Annotated in this window: 20 protein-coding genes and 3 pseudogenes; 1 reads left to right on the top strand and 22 read right to left on the bottom strand. The window is 70.5% G+C overall.

What is annotated here, in order from left to right:
• Positions 1-5: 5 nt before the first annotated feature.
• The 18 genes and pseudogenes from ASG52_RS05520 to ASG52_RS05430 all read right to left on the bottom strand — a co-directional run bounded on the left by ASG52_RS05520 (position 6) and on the right by ASG52_RS05430 (position 13,981).
• Positions 6-737, bottom strand: coding sequence for a Crp/Fnr family transcriptional regulator (locus ASG52_RS05520; protein ID WP_056240486.1), 732 nt, complete (start codon positions 735-737; stop codon positions 6-8).
• Between the two features lie 208 nt (positions 738-945).
• A pseudogene (locus tag ASG52_RS05515) lies at positions 946-2,271 on the bottom strand (NRAMP family divalent metal transporter); the annotation flags it as partial.
• Entirely contained in the window at positions 2,268-2,510 is a 243-nt protein-coding gene (locus ASG52_RS05510; protein WP_056240182.1) for a hypothetical protein, read from the bottom strand. The gene ASG52_RS05510 and the pseudogene ASG52_RS05515, both read right to left, overlap by 4 nt.
• Before the next feature lie 332 nt (positions 2,511-2,842).
• Positions 2,843-3,555 (bottom strand): annotated as a pseudogene (locus ASG52_RS25975) (alcohol dehydrogenase catalytic domain-containing protein); the annotation flags it as partial.
• Positions 3,556-3,582: 27 nt separating this feature from the next.
• The gene (locus tag ASG52_RS05495) at positions 3,583-3,795 is read right to left on the bottom strand and encodes a hypothetical protein (protein WP_082552369.1); all 213 of its coding nucleotides are present in this window, start codon (positions 3,793-3,795) and stop codon (positions 3,583-3,585) included.
• A gap of 93 nt (positions 3,796-3,888) precedes the next feature.
• On the bottom strand, positions 3,889-4,119 hold the full coding sequence (locus ASG52_RS05490) for a hypothetical protein (protein ID WP_056240171.1): 231 nt from the start codon (positions 4,117-4,119) through the stop codon (positions 3,889-3,891).
• Between the two features lie 22 nt (positions 4,120-4,141).
• A complete protein-coding gene (locus tag ASG52_RS05485; RefSeq protein WP_056240169.1) occupies positions 4,142-4,510 on the bottom strand; it encodes an SPW repeat domain-containing protein in 369 nt (122 codons plus the stop codon).
• A gap of 82 nt (positions 4,511-4,592) precedes the next feature.
• Positions 4,593-6,227 (bottom strand): ATP-binding cassette domain-containing protein, encoded by a 1,635-nt coding sequence (locus ASG52_RS05480; protein WP_056240167.1) that lies wholly within the window; start codon positions 6,225-6,227, stop codon positions 4,593-4,595.
• 116 nt (positions 6,228-6,343) lie between these two features.
• Positions 6,344-6,949: pseudogene (locus ASG52_RS05475) on the bottom strand (ATP-binding cassette domain-containing protein); the annotation flags it as partial.
• Between the two features lie 142 nt (positions 6,950-7,091).
• Positions 7,092-8,054 carry a quinoprotein relay system zinc metallohydrolase 1 gene (locus ASG52_RS05470; protein ID WP_056240166.1) on the bottom strand — a complete coding sequence of 321 codons (963 nt, stop codon included), beginning with the start codon at positions 8,052-8,054 and terminating at the stop codon, positions 7,092-7,094.
• The gene (locus tag ASG52_RS05465; protein ID WP_082552367.1) at positions 8,054-8,869 is read right to left on the bottom strand and encodes a quinoprotein dehydrogenase-associated SoxYZ-like carrier; all 816 of its coding nucleotides are present in this window, start codon (positions 8,867-8,869) and stop codon (positions 8,054-8,056) included. Before ASG52_RS05465 ends, ASG52_RS05470 begins: the two co-directional genes overlap by 1 nt.
• Positions 8,870-8,883: 14 nt before the next feature.
• Positions 8,884-9,456 (bottom strand): rhodanese-like domain-containing protein, encoded by a 573-nt coding sequence (locus tag ASG52_RS05460; RefSeq protein ID WP_056240164.1) that lies wholly within the window; start codon positions 9,454-9,456, stop codon positions 8,884-8,886.
• The gene (locus tag ASG52_RS05455; protein ID WP_056240161.1) at positions 9,453-10,010 is read right to left on the bottom strand and encodes a cytochrome b; all 558 of its coding nucleotides are present in this window, start codon (positions 10,008-10,010) and stop codon (positions 9,453-9,455) included. The genes ASG52_RS05460 and ASG52_RS05455 overlap by 4 nt, the downstream gene beginning before the upstream one ends.
• Positions 10,007-10,321: a hypothetical protein gene (locus ASG52_RS05450; protein WP_056240158.1), complete on the bottom strand. Its 315-nt coding sequence runs from the start codon at positions 10,319-10,321 to the stop codon at positions 10,007-10,009. Before ASG52_RS05450 ends, ASG52_RS05455 begins: the two co-directional genes overlap by 4 nt.
• Positions 10,322-10,329: 8 nt before the next feature.
• The gene (gene pedF, locus ASG52_RS05445; protein ID WP_210170404.1) at positions 10,330-10,770 is read right to left on the bottom strand and encodes a cytochrome c-550 PedF; all 441 of its coding nucleotides are present in this window, start codon (positions 10,768-10,770) and stop codon (positions 10,330-10,332) included.
• 55 nt (positions 10,771-10,825) lie between these two features.
• Positions 10,826-11,248 carry a hypothetical protein gene (locus tag ASG52_RS05440; RefSeq protein ID WP_286158951.1) on the bottom strand — a complete coding sequence of 141 codons (423 nt, stop codon included), beginning with the start codon at positions 11,246-11,248 and terminating at the stop codon, positions 10,826-10,828.
• Positions 11,245-11,934 carry a pentapeptide repeat-containing protein gene (locus ASG52_RS05435; RefSeq protein WP_056240151.1) on the bottom strand — a complete coding sequence of 230 codons (690 nt, stop codon included), beginning with the start codon at positions 11,932-11,934 and terminating at the stop codon, positions 11,245-11,247. Before ASG52_RS05435 ends, ASG52_RS05440 begins: the two co-directional genes overlap by 4 nt.
• Positions 11,935-12,040: 106 nt before the next feature.
• Positions 12,041-13,981 carry a PQQ-dependent methanol/ethanol family dehydrogenase gene (locus tag ASG52_RS05430; protein WP_286158950.1) on the bottom strand — a complete coding sequence of 647 codons (1,941 nt, stop codon included), beginning with the start codon at positions 13,979-13,981 and terminating at the stop codon, positions 12,041-12,043.
• Between the two features lie 391 nt (positions 13,982-14,372).
• Here ASG52_RS05430 and ASG52_RS05425 point away from each other — a divergent pair, with 391 nt between their 5' ends.
• Positions 14,373-15,011, top strand: coding sequence for a response regulator (locus ASG52_RS05425; RefSeq protein ID WP_082552366.1), 639 nt, complete (start codon positions 14,373-14,375; stop codon positions 15,009-15,011).
• 103 nt (positions 15,012-15,114) lie between these two features.
• Here ASG52_RS05425 and ASG52_RS05420 read toward each other — a convergent pair whose 3' ends face one another.
• The 4 genes from ASG52_RS05420 to ASG52_RS05405 all read right to left on the bottom strand — a co-directional run bounded on the left by ASG52_RS05420 (position 15,115) and on the right by ASG52_RS05405 (position 19,959).
• A complete protein-coding gene (locus ASG52_RS05420) occupies positions 15,115-15,462 on the bottom strand; it encodes a DUF3325 domain-containing protein (RefSeq protein ID WP_056240142.1) in 348 nt (115 codons plus the stop codon).
• Positions 15,459-17,036, bottom strand: a complete 1,578-nt coding sequence (locus tag ASG52_RS05415) for a PepSY-associated TM helix domain-containing protein (protein ID WP_056240139.1) — start codon at positions 17,034-17,036, stop codon at positions 15,459-15,461. The genes ASG52_RS05420 and ASG52_RS05415 overlap by 4 nt, the downstream gene beginning before the upstream one ends.
• A complete protein-coding gene (locus tag ASG52_RS05410; RefSeq protein WP_056240137.1) occupies positions 17,033-17,335 on the bottom strand; it encodes a hypothetical protein in 303 nt (100 codons plus the stop codon). Before ASG52_RS05410 ends, ASG52_RS05415 begins: the two co-directional genes overlap by 4 nt.
• Before the next feature lie 62 nt (positions 17,336-17,397).
• Positions 17,398-19,959: a TonB-dependent receptor gene (locus ASG52_RS05405; protein ID WP_286158949.1), complete on the bottom strand. Its 2,562-nt coding sequence runs from the start codon at positions 19,957-19,959 to the stop codon at positions 17,398-17,400.
• Between the last annotated feature and the right edge of the window lie 117 nt (positions 19,960-20,076).

Here is a 20,076-nt window from a genome sequence, read left to right as displayed (position 1 = left end):
CTCCTTCAGGCGGCGGCGAGGCGTTCGAGTCGGCCGAAATCGACGAGGCGCACCCCGCCGGGCACGATCAGCACCGCCTTCTCGCGATCGAGCCGGGTCAGCAGGCGGCTGACCGTCTCGATGGTGAGACCCAGGTGGTCGGCGATGTCCTGCCGGCCCATCGGCAGGGCGACGGTCACCGAGGTCTGCCCGATGCGGATGTAGCGCTCGCGGAGCGCGAGAAGGAAGCTCGCGACCTTCTCCTCGGCGGTGCGGCGGCTGAGCAGGGTCATGTGGTCCTGCGCCAGGGTGAGTTCGTAGCCCGCCCGCTCGTGCAGGCGCTGGAGGAGGCGGGGCTTGCCCGCCACGAGGCCGGCGAAGGCGCGCTTCTCGAACCGGCACAGGCTGGTGGGGCCGAGCGCCTCGGCGGTGACGGTGTAGCGCTCCGGCAGTGCGAGACCGAGGAAGTCGCCCACCATGGCGAAGCCCATGACGTGACGGCGCCCGTCCGGGAGCAGGCGCGACACCCGCACTATGCCCTCCGTCACGTTGTAGACCGCGTCAACCGGGTCACCCTGCCGGAACAGTGCCTGATGCGGTGCCAGATGGAGGGACTGACTCAGCGCCTCCAAATCGTCGAGATCCTCGCCCGTCAGCGCCCCGCAGACGCTGAGGAGGCGGACCTTGCAGGTGGCGCAACCGCCGTCCGTATGATCATGGAGGCAGGGGCGCGTGGATGGTCCGGTCGAACTCAACACGTCTCACCTCCCGAATCGGGGTCGCCCCCATGCAAATACCTATCCCGACTTCCAATCTGTGAGAAGTATCGAGAATCATACACCACAAAAAGATTAGGCCATTTGGTCTATCTACGTTGCCGACAAGATGATCTGCTCGGAGTCCCATTGGTGGCGACTGTAGACATCCTGAGCAGGCAACCACTCGGTTCAGCCAGACCATCCCGAACATCGCGAGGACGGCACCGAGCATGAGGACGGTCGCGATCCAGCCCAGCGCCCGCAGGGGACCGCGGATCGCGAAGGCGCCCATGATGCCGGTCCGGGCCGCGATCCGCATCATCACCGCCATGATCGGCACCGCGACCACGCCGTTGACCACAGCGCTCCAATACAGCGCCCGGATCGGATCGATGGCGCCGAGGCTCACCGCCATGCCGAATCCGGTGGCGAGGGCGACCGTGGCGTAGAAGGCGCGCGCCTCCAGGACACGCCGGCCGAAGCCGACCGGCCAGCGCCGGGCCTCGCCGATCGCGTAGGCCGCGGACCCCGCGAGCACCGGCACCGCCAGCAGACCGGTGCCGACGATGCCCAGCGCGAACAGACCGGAGGCGAACGGTCCGGCGAGCGGCCGCAGCGCCTCGGCGGCGTCGGCGGAGGTGCGGATGTCGGCGACGCCGTTTGCGTGCAGGACGGCGGCGGTGGTCGCCATGATGGCGAGCGCCACGAGGTTGGAGAAACCCATGCCGACGAGGGTGTCGATCTCGATGCGCCGCAGCGCCGGCCCACCCTGGTCCGGTGCGTGGAGCAGGTCGCTCCGCCGCGGATAGGCGACGAGGTCCTCGGCCTCTTCGGCCGCCTGCCAGAAGAACAGGTACGGGCTGATGGTGGTGCCGAACAGCGCGACCAGGGTGGTCAGCGTCTCCCGGCTGGCGTCGAGCCGCGGCAGCAGCACGCCGAGGGCGAGGTCGCGCCACGAGACGTGGGCGACGGCCAGCACCGCCGGATAGGCGAACAGGCTCAGCGTCAACCATTTGAGCACGGCGACATAGCGTGCGTAGCGCAGGCCCACCTGCATCAGCGTGCAGCCGAGCGCGAAGGCGACGACGTAGGCCCAGCGCGGCCCCGGCAGCAGCAGGGTCACGGCGTCGGCCATGGCGCCGAGATCGGCCCCGAGGTTGAGGACGTTGGCCGCCAAGAGCAGCAGGACGACGCCTTGCAGCACGGCGCCCGGATGGTGACGCGCCAGCACGCCCGCGATGCCGTGGCCGGTGGTGCGTCCGATCCGGGCGGAGATCATCTGTACCGCCACCATCAGGGGGAGACTGTAGAGCAGGGTCCAGCACAGGCCGTAGCCGAGCTGGGCCCCGGCCTGGCCGTAGGTCGCGATTCCGCTGGGGTCGTCGTCGGAGGCGCTGGTGATCAGGCCGGGGCCGAGGACGCGCAGCAGGCGCGGCTTCGACGGGCCAACGACCGGGCTCTCCTCCGCATCGTCGTCCTCGCCCGCGAGCGCGTCGCCCTCCCCGGCCGGGCTGTCGAGACGCGCGTCGCTCACGGTGTGCCGGCCTCCGGCGCGAAGACGAGACGGGCGACGCGGACGGCCTCGTCCAGATCGTCGCAATCGGTCCCGTAGCGGCGGCGCAGCGCCTGAATCCAGTCCGGCGGCGGCGCCCCCTCGGGCCAGATGTCGGAGGCCGGCACGTGGTAGAGGCCGTCGAGGGCCTCGATGCCGTAGCCGGTCACCGCCCAATGCCGCCCGCGCCAATGAACCGGTTCGGTGAGTTCGCGGTCCATGTCTCCCTCCTCATCTTCCTCCTCCCGCCGCTTCAGGCGGCGACGTCCGCCAGCGTGACGGCCTCGCAGGCATCGGCGCGCAAGCGCCAATCGGCGACGCCCATCGCCTCGCGGAACATCGCCTTCGCCTCGAACAGGGCCGACACCTCCGACCGGGCCCTGACGAGGGCTTGATGCTGGAGGATGCTGCGGTCGTGGCCATGGTCGTCGGTGACGACTTTGTAGAAGTTGACGAGGTACTGGCGCATCGCGTGGCCTCCGCTGCTGACGATGGCCACAGCCTGGGCGCGGGGCAATGACGCGGCCTTGATCCAGCGCAAGGCCCTCGGCAACGGCACGAGCACTGCGGTGCCGTTGAGCGAACCGGCGCGGTGGCCGGCGATGGCCTCGTTCGCCCGCGCCAGCGGGAAGGGATGGGTGCGGGTGACGATCCCGGCCGTCGCGGCAGCGAAGAAGGGGCGGGCGTCGGCCCGGGTGAGGTTGGCGACCGAGAGCAGCGCGCGCTCACCCCACCGCCGCGCGGAGGGGAAGGAGGGGATCGCGCTCATGTGGATGCCGCCGCAGACGACCCGGTCCCCTTTGCGCCCCGCTGCAACGGCCACCGGCACCAGCCGGCCGTCGGGGGCGAAGATCTGTGCCGCGTCCAGGGGCTCGGGCGCCGCCTTGTCCGCGCCGCCGGCCTATTCGGCACCGAGCGCGCGGGCGAAGTCCTGCGTCGAGCCGTCGCCCGGACGGGGAAAGGGGAAGACCCGGCAGCCCTGCCGGCGGCAGAGCGGGGCGACGATGTAGGCTGCGGCGCCGAAGCCGTAGAGCCCGACCGTGCGGGCCTCGCCCGCCATCCCCAGGGTGCGCCATCCGATCAGCCCGGCACACCGAGCCGCGGCTCCCGCACGCTGGGTGCGAGGACCTCGACCGTGCCGACGATTTCGTGCCCTGTGACGGCGGGATAGACCGCCTGAGGCAGTTCGCCTTCGATAAGGTGGCGTTCCGTCCGGCAGACGGCGCAGGCCTCGACCCGGCGGAGCACCTTGGCCTGCATCGGAACAAGCGCGCCGCGGTTCGCCGGCCCGGATCAGAGGGCGACCCAGAGCAGGCCGGTCAGCAGGATCGAGGCGGCGACGGCGAGGCCGAGCGCCTGCAGGCTGCCGATGCTCTCATGCCGGTATCCGTCCTCGATCGTGTCCTGGGCGTTCGCCGCCCGCGGAGGCGCCCAGCGGCCGGCTCCCCGCGGCATCCCGACGGCCCGCACCGTCATCCCCGACACGGCTCTCGCGACCGATGTCATCGTCGTCCCTCCAAATTTCACGCATGGCCATGGTGAGGGCGACGGGCGAGGCCGGCTTTGATCCAGCGCAAGGCTTCGATCCGAGGCCGCGGATCAGTCGTGTCGCGGGCGAACGCTCGCGATCAGGGCGGCTTGATGCGGGTCCATCGCCGGCCCCAGCCGGGACAGCACCGCCACGCCGAACAGGTTCACGGTCCCGATCAAGGCCAGCACGAGGAGGAGGGTGACGTCGCCCGGCCGATGGCGCCCGGCATGGATGCCGAGGCAGCCCGCGACGAAGACCAGCGCCAGGACGAGGTTCAGGAGATCGCTGGGCGGGGTCATCGTCCGGGCCGGCTCCAGATCGTCAGAACGAGCGTGCGTCCGGCGCCTCGCGCAGGCGCCACAATTCGGCGAGCGCCGAGACCACGAGGGCGAGGCCGAAGCCGAGATGGATGATCAGGGGAACCTGCGCGTCGTCGAAGCCCATGACCCACGGGCCCGCGCAGACCCAGACGCCGATGAGGGCGAGGAGAACTTCCTCCACGTCGTAGGTCTGAAGCAGGGACAGCACCGCCAGCCCGAGGACGGCGCCTGCGCAGAGCCACAGGTTCCAGGTGGCTTGCGCCTGATCGAGGAAGCTCAGCGCCCAGGGAGCGAGCATCATCCCTGCGGCGAGACACAGGTTCCAGACGCCGAGGAAGGCTTCCTCGGCTCCGTTGGAGATGGTGCGCATGCTGGCCTCCCTCCGAACTCCGGCGCCGACATCGCCGTGTCCGAACGGTGCGCCGTCTCCGGGCGCGGGCCCTTGCGATGGATCAAACCGCGCTCACGGCTCGGTCGGCAGCGTCGCGCCTTGCGTCCAACGACACGATCCGCGCGGGCAGCGCGAGATCGGGGCGATGGCTCGTCAGCACGACGGCGCGATCGGCCCAGGCCGCCAGCAGGCGCGCGAGAATGCGCGCCGCCTGATCGTCACCGAGATGCTCGGCCGGCTCGTCGAGCAGGATCACGGGGGCCGGGCTGAGCGCCGCGCGGGCGAGAGCGAGGCGCTGGGCCTCGCCGAGCGACAGGTCGCCCTCCCCGATCCAGGCGTCGAGGCCGCCGCCCGCGCGGATGCGGCCAGCGAGTTCGACCATGGCCAGCGCCGCCCAGAGGTCGCAATCGGCCGCGCCCGGCGCGAACAGGTTCTCGCGGACGGTGTCGGCGAGGATCGCCGCGTCGTGCAGGGCGAGATGCGTCGCGGCCCGTCGCCCGAGCGCCGGAAGCGACACGCCGCCGAGCCGGATCGCCTCGCCCGGCCGGTCGTCGCTCCAGCCCGCGAGGGTCTTGAGCAGGCTGGTCTTGCCGCATCCGCTGGCGCCGACGAGCACCAGCTGGCGGCCGGGGGCGATCGTCAGGTCCGGCGCGGGGCCGAGGTCGCGCCCGCCGGGGGCCCGCAGGCGGACGCCGCGCAGGGCGAGCGCCCCTGCAGCCGTGACGGGCGGCGACTCCGGTTTGGGCGGTGCGCCCTCCCCGTCTCCGAGGGCCGCGCGGGCGGCGCGGGCCCGAACGGCGCCGAGGAGCGAGCGGGCCAGCGCGAGCACCGGCTCGGCGATCCCGAGCCACGCGAAGGCCAGGAACGTCGCCGGCAGCAGCCCCGTGCCGCGCTGGCCCGCGGCCCAGGCCGCCAGCAGCACGGCGAGGGCGGTGCCAGGGCCGGCGAGCCCCAGCAGGGCCTCGAACCGCGCGAGCGCCCGGCGCCCGTCGGCCGTCTCCCGCTCCGCGTCGCGAAGGGGATCGAGGGCCGCCTTCAGGGCGGCCCCGCGCCGGCCCTCTGCGGTCAGCGGTACGGCGCCGGCGAGCACCGCGCCGAGATCCGCCGCACCCCGCCGCCGGGCAGCCCGGACCCGCACCTCGCCCGCAGCCAGACGGCGGGCGGTGACGCGGGCGCGGGCGAGGCCGGCCACGGCCAACCCGGCAAGCGGCACGAGGGCGAGCGGGGCGAGCCAGGCCGTGGCAACCGCGAGCGCCAGCAGCGCCGTGCCGGTCGTCGCGAGGGGGAAGCCGACGCGCAGCCGGGCGAAATCGATGTCGGCCACGTCGTCGATGTAATCGGCCAGCCGCTCCGGGCGGCCGAGCTGCCAGCCGGCGCCACGGCTTTCCGGTGCGCGCGCCAGGGCGGCGAACAGGCGCGACCGGCGGCGGACCTGATCGGCGAGCGCCGCCCGATGGCCGGCCATGCGCTCGCCGTAGCGCGCGCCGGTGCGCAGCAGTGCGAACAGGCGCACCAGCCCGGCCGGATGGTGGATGTTGAAGGCCAGCGCAGCCGGGCCGGCGCCGGCCAGCGCCACCGCCGCCAGGAAGGACGCGGCCGTGCCGGCGAGCGCGAGGTTGGCCGCGACCGCCAAGGCGGCCAGACCGAAGGCGAGGCGCCAGGGGTGGGCCGTGTCACGGGATCCCGAAGGGATCATCCCTTCGGCGGGGACCGGGGCAGCGCCCCGGATCTTCCAGGGCTCCGCCCTGGACCCGCGAGAGGGCTCGCCCTCTCGACACCCGGACTTCTCCGGAGCAGCCACCTGGACACGGGTCATGCGGCTTGCCTCTCGGCAGGGGCGTCCCCGAGATTCACGCGCCGGTCGGCGAGCGCCGCCAGCGCGGGATCGTGTGTCGCGACGATCACGAGGCGGGTGCGGGATGCCTCCCACAGGGCCTGCCGGACGCGGGCCGCGTTCACGGGATCGAGCTTGGCGGTCGGCTCGTCGCAGAAGGCGAGGCCCGGCCGCAGCAGCAGGCGGGCGACCGCGATCCGCACCCGCTGTCCACCGGAGAGGTTCTCGGCACCCGCCCGGATCGGGGCGTCGAGGCCGCCGGGCCAGTGCGGATCGTCTCTGAGGCCGAGCCGCGCGGCGGCACGCGCCACCGCCTCGGGCGTCGCCTGCGAACCTTCCGCCAGCGCCCGGCGCAGCGTTCCGGCCGGAACCGGATTCTCGACGGAGACCCATGTCGGCGGCCCGTCCGCGGGCCATCGTACCGTACCGGCGAGCGGCGCCTCGATCCCGGCAAGAACCCGCAGCAGGGTCGACTTTCCGGCTCCGCTCGGCCCCGTCAGCGCGAAGAGACCCGTCGGCGGCAGGTCGAAATCAGGAGTTCGCCCCCGGCTTGTTCGGCTGTGCGCCAGGAGCAGACATTCTGCTTGCCAACACTAAATTGCCGTTCTCAGAGCTAACCGGACCTTTGGACGAAGCAGCGCGATTCCCCTGGTGACAGCCTCAGATATCGTCAGCAGTTGAGGCGCTCCCCCTCGCAGGGGTATGGCAGGCTGACAGAGCCGCAGATCAAGCTGGAGTCAGTCGCGGCAGGTCGCGGCGTTCCAGGGCCGGCAGGAGATGCATCACCGAACGGGCGAACTCGTAGCGCGCCACGGCGAGCCCGGCGGTCCAGTCCGGCAGGGGTGTTTCCATCAGTTCGGTCACATCGAGCCCGTGTGAGAAGCCGTCGCCGATGCGCGCCTCGACCGTGTCGAGCCAGCGCCGCGTCTGATCGATGCCGCGGCGCCCGGCCTCAACCGGACCGTGGCCGGGGATCAGCAGGCGGTGATCGATCTCGGCGAGGCTCGCCAGCGCGCCGCGCCAGCGCTCGGGATCGGCATCGGGGGTGGTGGCGGCACGGTCGAGGAAGACGAGGTCGCCTGGAAACAGCAGGCCGGACGATTCCTCGAACAGGCACAGGTCCTCGCGGGTGTGGCCGGCGAGCGGCAGGATGCGGAAGCGGCGCTCGCCGATGATCTCGACGCCTGCCTCCGCGACCCGACCGGGTTCGGGCACGCCGGTGCCGCGCATCCAGTCGCCCGCGACCCGGTACATGCCGTTGGTAAGGTCGGTGCCGGCGCGTTTCAGGTCGCCGCGGAGCGCCGGGCCGCCGCTCACCGTGCCGGGGGCGAAGGCGGTCGCGCCGAGCACGTGGTCGGCGTGGATGTGGGTGAGGTAGACCCGCACGACCGGCTTGCCGGTCAGACGCTCGGCCAGCGCCTTCAGCGCTGTGCCGTATCGATGCGAAGGGCCGGCATCGATCAGGACCGCGCCGTCGCTCGTGTCGAGCACGGTGATGTTGGCGATCGCCCCGCCATTGGCGCGGGTGATCGGTTCCGGCGCGCCGTAGATCGTCCAGACGCGGGGGGCGATCTCGACCGGGGCGAGCGGGTAGGCGAGCGGCGCGGCCTCGGCCGGGAGCCAGGGCAGGGCCGTGGCGCAGAGCCCGAGGGCGAGGCCAGCGCGGCGGGTGAGCGTGGTCTCGCGCATCACAGCCGTCCCTTCTGCCCGGCGGCCGGAGCGGCCGCGGAAGCCGTATTCGGCGGGATCGGCACCCGCGCCGTGAACACCGTGCCGTTGGTGTTGCGCGCCTTCAGTGTCAGCGCCTCGCCAGCCGCCGGCCGGTCCGGCAGGAGCGTCAGGGTCGGGTTGTCGGCCACCGGCTCCTGCAGGGTGAGGCGGGCCAGCACCGCGCCCGCGGCATCGGCCACGCTCAGTTCCTCGATCAGGAAGAGCGGGATGTTGGCGAGCATGCCGGTGTCCATCGGGTGCGTCATGCGAAGGCGCAGGCGAAGGTCGTCGGCCTCGCTCCAGACCCGGGCGCGGGTCTCGCCGAGGCTCTTCCAATCGACCTTCTTCTCCACCACCGGCGGCACCGAGCAGCCGCCGCCCGCCGCATCGAGATAGCGACCGCCGACGTGCCACACGTCGCCCCGGCGCACGGCGGCGCGGATCGGCGTGCCCTGCTCGATCTTCATGCGGAACGCCACGAAGGGCTTGGCCGCCACCGGCTCCAGCCGCAGGGTCAGCGGGAACGGGTTGAGGTCGGCGATAACGAGCACCTCGTCGGCGCTTCCCAGCGCGCGGGCATCGACGGTCACCGGCACCTGGGTCTGGTCCTCGGTCACGGGGGGCAGCACCACCTGCACCGCGTCGTCGAACACGGCGCGGCGCCGGCCGAGATAGCGCTCGGCCATGATCGGCCAGAGCGGCGAATCGAGCGGGTCGCGGCTGCCGCTGGATGGGGCCGCCGCGCGGGCGAGCGGCCGGTCGATGAAGGGCCTGAAGGGGGACAGGAACGGCATCGCGGGGCCTCGGCTCAGCGGTCTTCGAGGGGTAGGACGGGCGGTGGGACGGCCTCGACCAGCGAGCGCTCGGCATCCGTCCAGCCGTCGGTGCCGTCGGCGAACCAGGAGAGGCGGGTGTAGCCCAGCGCGGCGGCGCGCTTGACCGCGTTCCACGACATCCAGCAATCGGCGAGGCAGAAGAACACGATTGCGCGCCCCCGGTCGCCACCGGTCAGGCGGGCAAGATGGCGGGCGAAGTAGGCGGCGAGCCGCGGTTCGAGCCGGCCGCGGCCGGTCTCGGGCAGCCACGTCGCGCCGGGTATCGTCTCGCGCCGATCGACGATGCGCCACGCGCCGGTGGCGGGGTCGAAGCCGCCGCGCTGGGGCATGGTGTCGATCAGCACCGCGCCCTCGTCGCGCAGGCGGTCGAGGGCGGGAAGATCGATTCGCGTCCCGCCCTCGACCGGGCGGGTCACCGGGGCGCGGTAGTTCTGCACCCGGTAGCCGGTGGTCTCGTCGCTGTCGAAGTCGGACGCGGCATCGGCCCGGGCGGCGCCCGCGAGGACGGCGAGACCGAACGCGGCGGCGAGAGCGGCGCGCCTCATCGCCCGGTCCTCCGGGCGAGGCCGAGGATGCGGGTGAGCGTGGCGTCGCGGTCGATCCAGTGATGCTTGAGGGCCGCCGCGACGTGGAGCGCGAGCGCCGCACTCAAGGCGAGCGCCAGCCCGTCGTGGAGGTTAGAGGCCACCGCGTAGAGCGTCTCGTGCTTGGCCTCGAACAGCTTCGGGATCACCGGCAGCCCGAACACCGAGACCGGGCGGGCATAGGCGAGCGAGCGCAGGATGCCGGAGAGCGGCATCAGCAGCGTCGCCACGATGAGGAAGACGTGGAGCGCGATCGCCCCGCGCCGCTCCCAGGGCGCGTGCGGCCCGGCGGGCGCGGGAAAACCCTCGCGCATCCGCCACGCCACGCGGGCGAGCGCGGCGGCAAAGACGAGCACGCCGACGGATTTGTGGATCTGGACGAGCGCGGTTTTGTCCGGCCCGCCCGGCACGGTGCGCAGCCAGAAGCCGAAGGCGATCAATCCGAGCACGCCCACGCCGACGCCCCAGTGCAGGCCGAGCGAGAGGCGGCCGGGCCAGGGCGCGGGGGCCGTCATCGCGCGAGCAGCCTCAGGTGGGGAAACTCGCGCTTGGCGGTGAGCAGGGTGCAGTCGCGCTCGTCCTCGGTGTCGGGGCAGACGATCTCGACCCCGTCGGGATAGTGGCTGACGTTCTCGCAGGTCGCGAGGAAGCGCTCGCGCAGGCGCGGATCGTCGGCGATCCGGGCGGTGTCGAGCCCGGTCACCGTGCACTCCGTCTTCAGCATCAGCATGCGCCGGATCTGGTATTCCTTGACCTCGGCATACGCGGGCGCGGGCAGGAGCAATCCCCCCGCCAGCGCGAGCGCCGAGGCCGAATGCGCGAGCATCCGCGGAATCAATTGATCTTGGCCGCGATGGCCGGATCCTTGCCGGCCTCGCTCTCGATGTAGGTGCGGATCGCCCAGATCGCCTCCTGGCTCAGGATGTCGGCGAAGGGGGGCATGCGGTAGCGGCCATCGCGCTGGGCGCCGCCGCGGACGCGGGTGAGGAAGTAGATGTCGGAGGCTTCGGTCTTGTCGAGTTCGCGCAGGTCCGGGGCCATGCCGCCGGACTTGGCGTCGATGCCGTGGCAGCGGGCGCAGTTCTTGTTGTAGCCGGACGCGCCGATCTCGATCGCCTTGGCGTTGCCGACATAGGGGTTCTTGTCGCGGTCGTTCTCGCCGAGCGGCTCAAGGCCGGTCGTGTCGATGGCCGAGGGCGCGCCGTCGCCGTGGGCCTGGACGAGCGCGGTCGCGGCGAGCGCCAGTGGCAGGGCGAGGGCGGCGGCCCGGAGCATGCGGATCATCGGCGGATGCCTTTCGTCTCGATGGGGAAGTTTTCGGCCGAGCGGCTCACGGGGTCGGGTCTAGCCAGATGCGCCACGTCTCCGACCCGCTGACCTGCAGCGAGTAGGTTCCGGGCGCGTCGATGCGGTGGGTGGCGCTGCCGCCGCCGCCGATGTGGAGGTTCTGGTCGATGCCGCCGTCCGCGTCCTTAAGGTACAGGACGAAGATCGGGCCATCGCTCTCGTAGCGCAGCAGCGTCGGCGCGGTGATCTCGAATGGCTCGGTCTGCGCAGTCAGGCGGCCCTGGAAGCGGGGCGGGGCGAGGTGCGCGGCGAGCCGGTCGTAGCAGGCGAGCCGCTCGGTGCCCTCGGCTGTGGCGCGGCACTTGGCGAAGGCCGCGCGCATCCCGGCCTCCGCCTCGCCCGCGGCCAGCGCCGGCAGAGAGAAGGCCGTGCCGAGCATCGCCAGCGCCATCGGCCGCGCCGTCACTTGCCCGCCTGCGGTTCGTCCTCGTGCTTCAGGGCGGTCGCGGCCGGATAGGCCTCCCAGACCGGCTTGTCGGTCTGCCAGTGGACCGGGCAGCCCTTGCAATCCTGCATCCAAGCATCTTGGAAGATCGCGAAGCGGATCTTGGCGCCCTCCATCACCGCGCCGGTGAGATTCACCTCGTAGAACTTCGCTTCCTGCAGGTCGGTGTCGATGAAGCGGGCGCCGACGAACTGGGCGCGCTTGGCCTGGACCATTTCGAGGTCGGCCACCGTGAAGTCGCCGCCGCTGAAATCGCCGCCGACGATGCGGGCATGGTCGAGGTTGGCCCCGACGAAGCGGGCATCCTTGGCCTTCACGCCCTGCATGAAGGCGATCTGGAGCTGGGCGCCGCTGAGATTGGCCTTTTCCAATATGGCGCCGCGCAGGTTCGCCCCGCGCAGGTCCGCGCGGGCGAGGTTGGCACCGGTGAGGTCGGCGCCTCCGAGGTCAGCGTTCTTAAGGTCGGCGTGGCGCAGGTCGGCGCCCGCGCATTTCGCGCCAGGGGCGATGGTGCAGGTCCCGACCACCCAGGGATCGGGCCGCTCGTCCTTGTTGTGAACCACCGTCTGCGCCGCCGCCGGCAGGGCGTGCGCGAGCAGGCCGGCGATCAGGAGGGCGCGCCGCGCGCCGCGGGTCCGGGCCGACATCGGGTCAGCTCCCTTCTTCCGATTCTTGGATGTGGCGCATCGGGCCGGCGCAGTGGCGCCGGCCCGGCCGTGGTGGCAGGAAGGTCAAGCCTTCCCGCACATTGGGTCACTGCGCCGAGGCGGTATCGGTCGGCAGCTCGAACACCCAGAACGAGCCGCCCTGCGAGACGAGCTTGGTCTGGTCGGCCATGTCGCCGCCCCACAGCGGCACCGCGCCGCCGTAGCCCGAGGAGATGCCGATGTACTGCTTGCCGTCCATCTCCCAGGTACTCGGCACCGAGACCACGCCCGAGCCGGTCTGGAACGCCCAGAGCTGCTTGCCGGTCTTGGCGTCGAACGCCTTCACGAAGCCGTCCGAGGTGCCGGTGAAGACCAGCCCGCCCTTCGTCGTCATGGTGCCGGCCCAGAGCGGCATCGCCTCCAGGTGCTCCCACACGATCTTGCCGGTCTTCGGATCGAGGGCACGCAGCGCGCCGACATGGGTGTCGAACTTGCGCTGGATGCGGAAGCCCTGGCCGAGATAGGCCGAGCCGGCCTTGTAGGTGACGTTCTCGGTCCAGTAATCCTCGGTCCAGTCGTTCGACGGGATGTAGAACAAACCCGTCTGCTGCGAGTAGGACATCGGGTTCCAGTTCTTGCCGCCGAGGAAGTTCGGCGTCACCTTGATCGACTTGCCCTTGGCCTGACCCTCCTCGGGCGCGGGCGGGCGCTGGCCCTCGACCTCCATCGGACGGCCGGTCTTCAGGTCCCAGCCCGTCGCCCAGGTGATGTCCTTGACGAAGGGATAGGCGGCGACCAAAGCGGTCTGCTTGCTGATCTTGCCGTCGCGGGCCGTGAGCTTGTCGGTGTCGGTGAGGAAGAAGAAGCCGTTGCGGTCGGCGTGCGCCCCGAGGCGCATGGTCTTGCCGTCCTTCTCCATGTCGAACAGGATGATCTCGTTGTTGCCCGAGTAATCCCACGCGTCGTTCGGGGTGTGCTGGAAGAAGCCCACCGGCTCGCCGTTCGACGGGTCGATGTAGATCTGGCCCGAGGTGTAGAGGCTGTCGTAGGGCTTCCAGTCGCCGCCGGGGCCGGAGCGGTAATGGTGGTTCCACGGGGCCGGGTTGCCGGTGCCGATGACGAAGGTGTTGGTCTTCTCGTCGTAGACCCCGGTCTGCCAGGGGGCGCCGCCGCCGTGGTTCCACGCCTCGACCTTCTTGCCGTCCTTGTCGTTGGGCCAGGACGGCGCCTTGGCGTCGCCCGTCGGCGTCGAGTCCTTGCCCGCGAGGCGGCCCATATGGCCCTCGACCAGCGGCCGCATCCAGATTTCCTCGCCGGTCTCGGGATCGCGGCCGTAGAGCTTGCCCTGCGCGCCGAACTCGTCGCCCGAGTTGCCGTGGATGAGGACGACCTTGCCGGTCTTCTTGTCCTTGATGATGTTCGGCGCGCCGGTATAGGCGTAGCCGGCGGCGTGGTCGTCGAACTTCTTACTCCAAACCACCTTTCCGGTCTTGGCGTCGAGGGCATACATCGAGGCATCGAGCGCGCCGAAGTAGATCTTGCCGTTGTAGATCGCCGCACCCCGGCTCACCACGTCGCAGCACGGGCGGATGTCGTCGGGCAGGCGGGCCGAGAACGACCACAGCTTCTTGCCGGTCTTGCCGTCCAGCGCGAAGATGCGCGAGTAGGAGGCGGTGATGTAGATCACGCCGTCATGCACCAGCGCCTGGCCCTCCTGGCCGCGCTGCTTCTCGTCGCCGAAGGAGAACGACCAGCGCGGCTTCAGGAGGCTGACGTTCTTGGTGTTGATCTTGTCGAGGCCCGAATAGCGCTGGGCCTTGATGCCCATGCCGTACATGAGTACGTCCTTGTCGGTGTTCTGGTCGTTGAGGATGTCCTCCCAGGTCACCGCTGCGCCGGTCGAGGCCTTCTCGGCCTTGGGGGCATCCTTGGTCTCGGCTTTCTGGGCCGAGGCGGGCGCCGCCATGAGCAGGCCGGACAGGATCAGCGACGAAGCGGTGGCGAGCATCAGCGTGCGGGGGCCGTGCCCCGCTGTCTTCCTGGCCATGCGTCTCTCCCTGGCGGTCGCGTGGGCCGCGCCGCGTCTTTCGATTCTGATAGGGAGCCAGTCGGCGGGAGCCTCACGACAAGCATCCGACGATCCGCCGCGGCGAGCGGGCGACCAGAATACTTCGTGAGAGCTTGGCGTCCCGAAGCCGGGCTCGAATGGAGGTATGGCGGGAAAGATTGCCCGCCGCACGCTAACTTTCGTCCATGCCTCATAGGGAAGTCTTAGAATTGCAAGTTCGTCCCGAACGAATTTGCCACATCAGAATTGCGATCTCGCTCGATGACCATAATGAATTTGTTTGAAATCGCGCCCTTGACGCTCGTCTTGCGGGGCGATCATCACTTTTACGGTCGAGGCGCCGCGGGTTGCGCCCGAACGAGTTGGCGCGATGCACATCATCTTGGTGGACGACCATCCGCTGTTCCGCGAGGCGCTGCGCAGCACGATCCGCCTCGGGCTGCCGCATGCCCGCATCGAGGAGGCGGACTCGATCGGGGCGGCGAAAGCCGTGCTGGCCGAGCGCCCCGGCATCGACGTGATCGTCCTCGACCTGTCGATGAAGGGCGTGACCGGCTTCGATGGGATGATGTCCCTGCGCATCCGCTTCCCCCGCATCCCGATCCTGGTCTGCTCCGGGTTGGAAGAGGGGCGGATCGTGCGCGAGGCGCTGCGGCTCGGGGCGGCGGGCTTCGTGCCGAAATCGGCGACGCGGGCGACCTACATGGAGGCGCTCGACAGCATCATGCGCGGCTCGATCTATGTGCCCGACCTCGCTCATGCCCACGACGAGGCGAGCGAGACCGCGGATGCCTCCGCCCGGATCGCCGCGCTGACGCCTGCGCAGATGAACGTGCTGTCGATGATCAAGCGGGGCAAGCTCAACAAGCAGATCGCGTTCGAACTCGGCATCGGCGATTCGATGGTGAAGGCCCACGTCTCCGAGATCATGCGCAAGCTCGGCGTGCGCAACCGGACCCAGGTGGCGCTCTGCGCCTCGGCGCTGGATTTCGACCGCGTCGGGATGTGATCCGCCATCGTCGCGGCGCATCTCGTGATGGGCAAATGCGCTGCACGCGGTGAAAAACAACTGTCACGCATAGGAAGGCGGGACGCCGCTGCGGGACCCGCGGTCAAGCGACGTGCAGGAGCAGGCCTGCCGTCATCGCGAGACCGACGGCAGCGACGCCGGCGGGCGCGACGAGGCGGGGGCGGTAGGACAGCAGCAGGACGAGGCCGGCGCCGGCGCCCGACACCGCGCCGACCCACTGCACCGGCCCGAAGCCCCAGCCCTCCGCCTCCCCGGCGACGAGCAGGCAAAGCACGAGGCCGCCCCAGCCGAGGACGCGCAGCAGCACGACCCGTCGCCCGCTCGGCTTGGTCCCGAAAATCTCCGCATGGTGGCGGTTCAGGCTGAGGCAGAGCGCGACGAGCGCGGCGAAGCTCAGGCCGAGATTGAGCGCGAGGATGGCGGGCGTCATGCGCGGGCCCGCTCCGCCGGGGCCGCGAGCACCGGCTCGTGCCAACGGTCAGTGCGGGACGGGCCGCGGTACTGCGCGATCCTGCGGGCGGCGAACGCGAACAGCGCGGCGAGCGCCAGCATCGCCCCGTCGAACCACAGGAAAAGGGCCTCGCCCTCGCCGAGCCGGCGTAAGGGATGCGCCTCGATCATGGCGAGGTCGGCCGCCACGACGGCGAGGCAGAGGCCGGAGACCAGCATCGACATCTCGTTCCAGGCCCGGCGATGCGGCCGGGCAAGCGGGATCAGGGCCGCCACGATCCAGGCGGCGAAGAAGGCACGGATTTCCCACTCCCCGCGGTCGGCGAGCCCGAGGGGCAGCAGCCGGTTGGCGAGGAAGTAGACCGCGACCGCCGCGGGCAGGCCAATGATGCTGCCGACGTTGAGCGCCTGGACGAGGCGCAGACCGAAGGACGGTGTCACGTCCAGCTTCGGCAGCCGGGCGAGCGACCACAGCACGAGGCCAGTCGCCACCATGGCGGAGCCCATCACGCCGCAGAGGAAGAACAGCAGCCGCAGGCCGGGTTCGGCGAAGTGCGCCACGTGCAGGCCGATCAGGGTGGAGATCGTTTTGGCCGCGGGCTTGAGATCGCCGCCGCGGATCTCCAGCAAAGCTCCGCTCGCGCCATCGAAGGCGATGTGGGTCGGCGTGTGGGCGAGGCCGTGCGGCTCCTCGAACATCGCGACGACGGTGGCCCCGGCGTCGCCGAAATTCGTGACGGTCAGCCGTTCGAGCCGCTCCGGCACGGTCGCCAGCGCCTCTTCTATCATCGGCCCAAGGGGCGCGAGCGGAGCGGTTCGGCCGATCGGCGGGCGCGGCGCCGTGATCCAGTTAGCTTCCCTGAAAAAGGCGCGGGTGTCGCCCTTGTAGGCGGTCGTGACGCCCCAGGGCATGTAGAACGTCGCGAGCGCGACGACACCGGTATAGGTGATCATCAGGTGGAACGGCAGCGCCAGCACGCCGGTGACGTTGTGGGCGTCGAGGAAGCTGCGCCGCGCCGCCTTGTCCCGGCGGAAGGTGAAGAAGTCGGCGAAAATCCGCTTGTGGGTGACGATGCCGGAGATCAGCGCCACCAGCATGATCATCGCGCAGATGCCGACGATCCAGCGCCCCCAGAGCGGCGGTATGTGCAGCTCGTAGTGGAAGCGGTGAAGGAAATCGCCGCCTTCGGTATCGCGCACCATCGCCTCGGCACCGGTCCGCGGGTCGAGCAGCACGTGGCCGGGCGGCGCGCCGGGGCGGGTGCGCCAGAACAGGTCGAGGAGCGGCCGCTCTGGCTGCGGCATCCCGATGAACCACGTCTTGGCCTTCGAGGCATGCCGTTCGAGATAGGCGACCGCCCGCTCGGCCACCTTCGGCAGATCGGCTGCCGCGACGGGCGGGGCCTGCGCCAACTCGGGCCGCATCCAGCGGGTGATGTCGGCGCGGTAGTAGCTCGCGGTGCCGGTGACGAAGATCGCAAACAGCACCCAGCCGACCACGAGGCCGGACCACACGTGCAGCCACGCCATCGACGTGCGGAAACGGCCCTTCACGGCGCGCCCCGCATCGCCAGCCCGAGCAGGCCGCCGAGCACGAGGGCCACACCCGCCAGCGAGAGCGCCGCCCGCCGGAGCGAGCGCATCGCGAAGACGGCGACGGCGATGGCGGGCATCAGGAGAAAGCTGACGAGCGTCGCTACGGCCACCGCTTCGGGGCGCGCCAGCGGCAGCGTCAGCGACAGGAGCGCGGTGGCGAGCGCCGCGATCCCGTAGCCGCCGCCCGCCGCCAGCACGACGCGGCTGGCGACGGAGGCCCGCTCGCGGAGGGATGTCGGTCTGGCTCGTGTGGCCATCGGTCTCCTACCGGCGCGCGTGCAGCGTCGCGCCGATCATGTCCGGCGATCCGCAGGTGACATCAGAAATCGACCGATGCGGACAGGATGAAGGTGCGCGGCGCGCCGATACCGAGAAAGCCCCGCGCGGCCGAGGCATAATACGCCTCGTCGAACAGGTTCTGGACTGTGGCCCTGAGCAGGACGGGCCTGCCGGCATAGCCCTCGAAGGCATAGCGCACCCCCGCGTCGAACCGGGCCCAGCCCGGCACGGCCTGCGTGTTTCCCTGATCGTAGAACACGCTGCTGGAATAGAGGACGCGGCCGGTCAGGGTCAGTCCCGGAAGCATCCACGGCGGCAGATCGATCTCCCCATAGAGGCTGATCGACGTGTCCGGCACACCGGGCACGTCGTTGCCGTCGAAGGTGCCACCTGCCGTCTTGGCGAGCTTCGCATCGATGAAGGAGACGCCGCCGAGCAGGCGCACGCCTTCCAGGGGTTCACCGTAAAGGTTGACCTCGACGCCACGGTTGCGCTGCAGACCGTTCACCCCGAAGATTGGCAGCTGCTGGGGAACGGCGGAGGGGGCAGCGAAGGCATTGGGCAGTTCGATCTCGAACAGACCGGTCGTAAGCATGGCCGTGCCGAAGTCGATCTTGACGCCGACCTCCTTCTGTTTGCTCACGATCGGGGCGAAGACCGCGCCGGGGTTGTCCACGCCGACGCCGGGCGCGGTCGGCCCCTCGAGGAGCGCCTCGATATAGTTGCCGTAGAGCGTGAGATTGTCGAACGGCTGCACCGCCAGTGCGATGGCGGGGCTGAAGCGGCTCTCGGCGTAGCCATACGTCTGCGTCCCCACGGGGTCGGAACCACCCGGCCGGGTCTGGAATGCCTTCGAGACGATTTCCTGGAAGCGACCGCCGAGCGTCAGCAGGATGCGATCGTCGATGAAGGACAGGGTGTCGGAAATGCCCACGCTGCGGTACAGGCCGTCGGCCTGAAGCGGTTGCGCGCCGGCGCGCGGGAAGACGTTCGGAATGCTGCCGAACGGCAGGTAGGCCGGATCGTAGATGTTGGTCGGCACATCCCGCGGCAAGCCCAAGGCTCCCGGGATGAAGCCGTTCCGGAAGATCTTGTTGTTGGCCTCGACGGCCGAGACCGTGAGATAATGTCCTATGAAGCCGGTCTCGAAGCGGCTGCGGATCCCGACATCGCCAGTGTAACCCTCGATCCCGGTCGGCGCGATCGCGTAGGAGTTGAGAGCGCTACCGTTCGGGTTGGTGATCGTGAAGAACGAGGACAGCGAGTTCTCGCGGAAGCGGCTGACGCCGCCCGCGATGTAGACCGTCGTCTCGGGCAGGATGTCGTACTCCACCCGGCCGGCGACCATGTCGTAGACGCTGTCGTTGTACTCGAACCGGCTCGCCGTGTTGATCCGGCCGTTCGGGGCGCGGGGGATGACGATGCCGGGCGCGACCGCGCTGAACAGCGAGGCCGGCGCGGTGACGTTCTGCCGCTGATGGCTCATGTCGAGCGAGGCGCGGAAGCGCTCGCCGCGATAGTCGAGCCCGAGCGTCGCATTGCTCACTTCGAGGGCGTGGTTGTCCAGCGCCGTGTCGCCCGCGCGATAGGCGCCGTTGAAGCGCACGCCCCATTCCTTGAAGTCGCCGTAGCGACGACCGATGTCGAGATGCGTCCCGAAATTGGCGTTGCTGAAGTAGGAGTTGGTGATCCGCGTCAGCGGCTCGTCGTAGGCGCGCTTGGGGATGAGGTTGATCGTGCCGCCGACGCGGCCGACGCCGCCGGTGAGCAGCGCCGTCGGCCCCTTGAGGAGTTCGACGCGCTCGATGCCGTCGAGCTGCATCCGGCGTGGGTTCGCGAGGTAGAACAGGCCGTCGAAAGCGGTGTCGACGCTGGTGACCGAGAAGCCGCGGATGAAGAACGAGTCGCGGTCGCTGAAGACCGGCGCGTCCGAACGCACGGAGGGGTCGTTGGTGACGATGTCGGCCGCCGAGCGCCCCTCCTGGTTGCGGATGAGCTTTTCGGTGAAGCCGGTCGTGCTGAACGGCGTCTTCATGACGGAGCGGTTGCCGAGAAGGCCGATCCGGGTTCCGGTCGCGACCTGCCCGCCGGCATAGGGCACCGGGGGCTGGCCGACGGTGCCGGAGCGGGGCGGCAGGCCGGCCGCGGCTATCACCGTTCCCCGGCCTTCGCCCGCGACGCTGAGCTCGTCGAGGCGCACGGCCGTCGTCGGCTCCGGGCCGAGCTGGACGTAGCGCGGGTTGATCAGGGTGATCGTCGAGGCACCCGCCGGCCGATGGATCAGGCCGGTGCCCTCCAGCAGCTTGGTCAGGGCCTCGATCGGAGAGAACTCGCCCTCGATGCCGCCGGTCTCCAGCATCGCGGTCAGCTCGGTCGGATAGACCAGCTTGACCCCGGCCTGCTCGGTGAAGGCGACGAGGCCGCTCTCCAGCGACCCCCTCGGGATGGCGAGCCGGACGCTGGTCCCTTCCGTCACGGAGCGCATGGCCGGCGCGGTCGTCTGCGCGGCGGCGGCCTGCATCATCACCGCGCACGATACGCCCGCCAGCGCGATCCCCGCGATCCGACCCCGTGAAAAAACCTTGCCGCCGCGAAACGCCATGTTCGTGCCCCATCGATCCGTCGAGGGGCGGCGCGCTTCGCGCTCTCTCCCCCTTCACCGATCAAGATCAACGGGGGCGGTATCTCCTGACGTCGCACGCCGATTTTTTTCGCAAGT

Source organism: Methylobacterium sp. Leaf456 (assembly GCF_001425465.1).
In the GTDB taxonomy this organism is placed as follows: Bacteria; Pseudomonadota; Alphaproteobacteria; order Rhizobiales; family Beijerinckiaceae; genus Methylobacterium.
The sequence above is the reverse complement of the archived record's forward strand: the minus strand, read 5'-3'. Positions and strand labels throughout refer to the sequence as shown.

Bases quoted from the DNA above. Each gene is read 5' to 3' on its own strand.
- ASG52_RS05465 (WP_082552367.1), bottom strand. From the start codon at position 8,869: ATGCCGTTCCTGTCCCCCTTCAGGCCCTTCATCGACCGGCCGCTCGCC.
- ASG52_RS05485 (WP_056240169.1), bottom strand. From the start codon at position 4,510: ATGCGCACCATCTCCAACGGAGCCGAGGAAGCCTTCCTCGGCGTCTGG.
- ASG52_RS05425 (WP_082552366.1), top strand. From the start codon at position 14,373: ATGCACATCATCTTGGTGGACGACCATCCGCTGTTCCGCGAGGCGCTG.
- ASG52_RS05460 (WP_056240164.1), bottom strand. From the start codon at position 9,456: ATGAGGCGCGCCGCTCTCGCCGCCGCGTTCGGTCTCGCCGTCCTCGCG.
- ASG52_RS05430 (WP_286158950.1), bottom strand. From the start codon at position 13,981: ATGGCCAGGAAGACAGCGGGGCACGGCCCCCGCACGCTGATGCTCGCC.
- ASG52_RS05490 (WP_056240171.1), bottom strand. From the start codon at position 4,119: ATGACCCCGCCCAGCGATCTCCTGAACCTCGTCCTGGCGCTGGTCTTC.
- ASG52_RS05480 (WP_056240167.1), bottom strand. From the start codon at position 6,227: ATGATCCCTTCGGGATCCCGTGACACGGCCCACCCCTGGCGCCTCGCC.
- pedF (WP_210170404.1), bottom strand. From the start codon at position 10,770: ATGCTCCGGGCCGCCGCCCTCGCCCTGCCACTGGCGCTCGCCGCGACC.
- ASG52_RS05405 (WP_286158949.1), bottom strand. From the start codon at position 19,959: ATGGCGTTTCGCGGCGGCAAGGTTTTTTCACGGGGTCGGATCGCGGGG.
- ASG52_RS05510 (WP_056240182.1), bottom strand. From the start codon at position 2,510: ATGGACCGCGAACTCACCGAACCGGTTCATTGGCGCGGGCGGCATTGG.
- ASG52_RS05450 (WP_056240158.1), bottom strand. From the start codon at position 10,321: ATGCTCGCGCATTCGGCCTCGGCGCTCGCGCTGGCGGGGGGATTGCTC.
- ASG52_RS05420 (WP_056240142.1), bottom strand. From the start codon at position 15,462: ATGACGCCCGCCATCCTCGCGCTCAATCTCGGCCTGAGCTTCGCCGCG.
- ASG52_RS05455 (WP_056240161.1), bottom strand. From the start codon at position 10,010: ATGACGGCCCCCGCGCCCTGGCCCGGCCGCCTCTCGCTCGGCCTGCAC.
- ASG52_RS05435 (WP_056240151.1), bottom strand. From the start codon at position 11,934: ATGTCGGCCCGGACCCGCGGCGCGCGGCGCGCCCTCCTGATCGCCGGC.
- ASG52_RS05410 (WP_056240137.1), bottom strand. From the start codon at position 17,335: ATGGCCACACGAGCCAGACCGACATCCCTCCGCGAGCGGGCCTCCGTC.
- ASG52_RS05470 (WP_056240166.1), bottom strand. From the start codon at position 8,054: ATGCGCGAGACCACGCTCACCCGCCGCGCTGGCCTCGCCCTCGGGCTC.
- ASG52_RS05495 (WP_082552369.1), bottom strand. From the start codon at position 3,795: ATGACATCGGTCGCGAGAGCCGTGTCGGGGATGACGGTGCGGGCCGTC.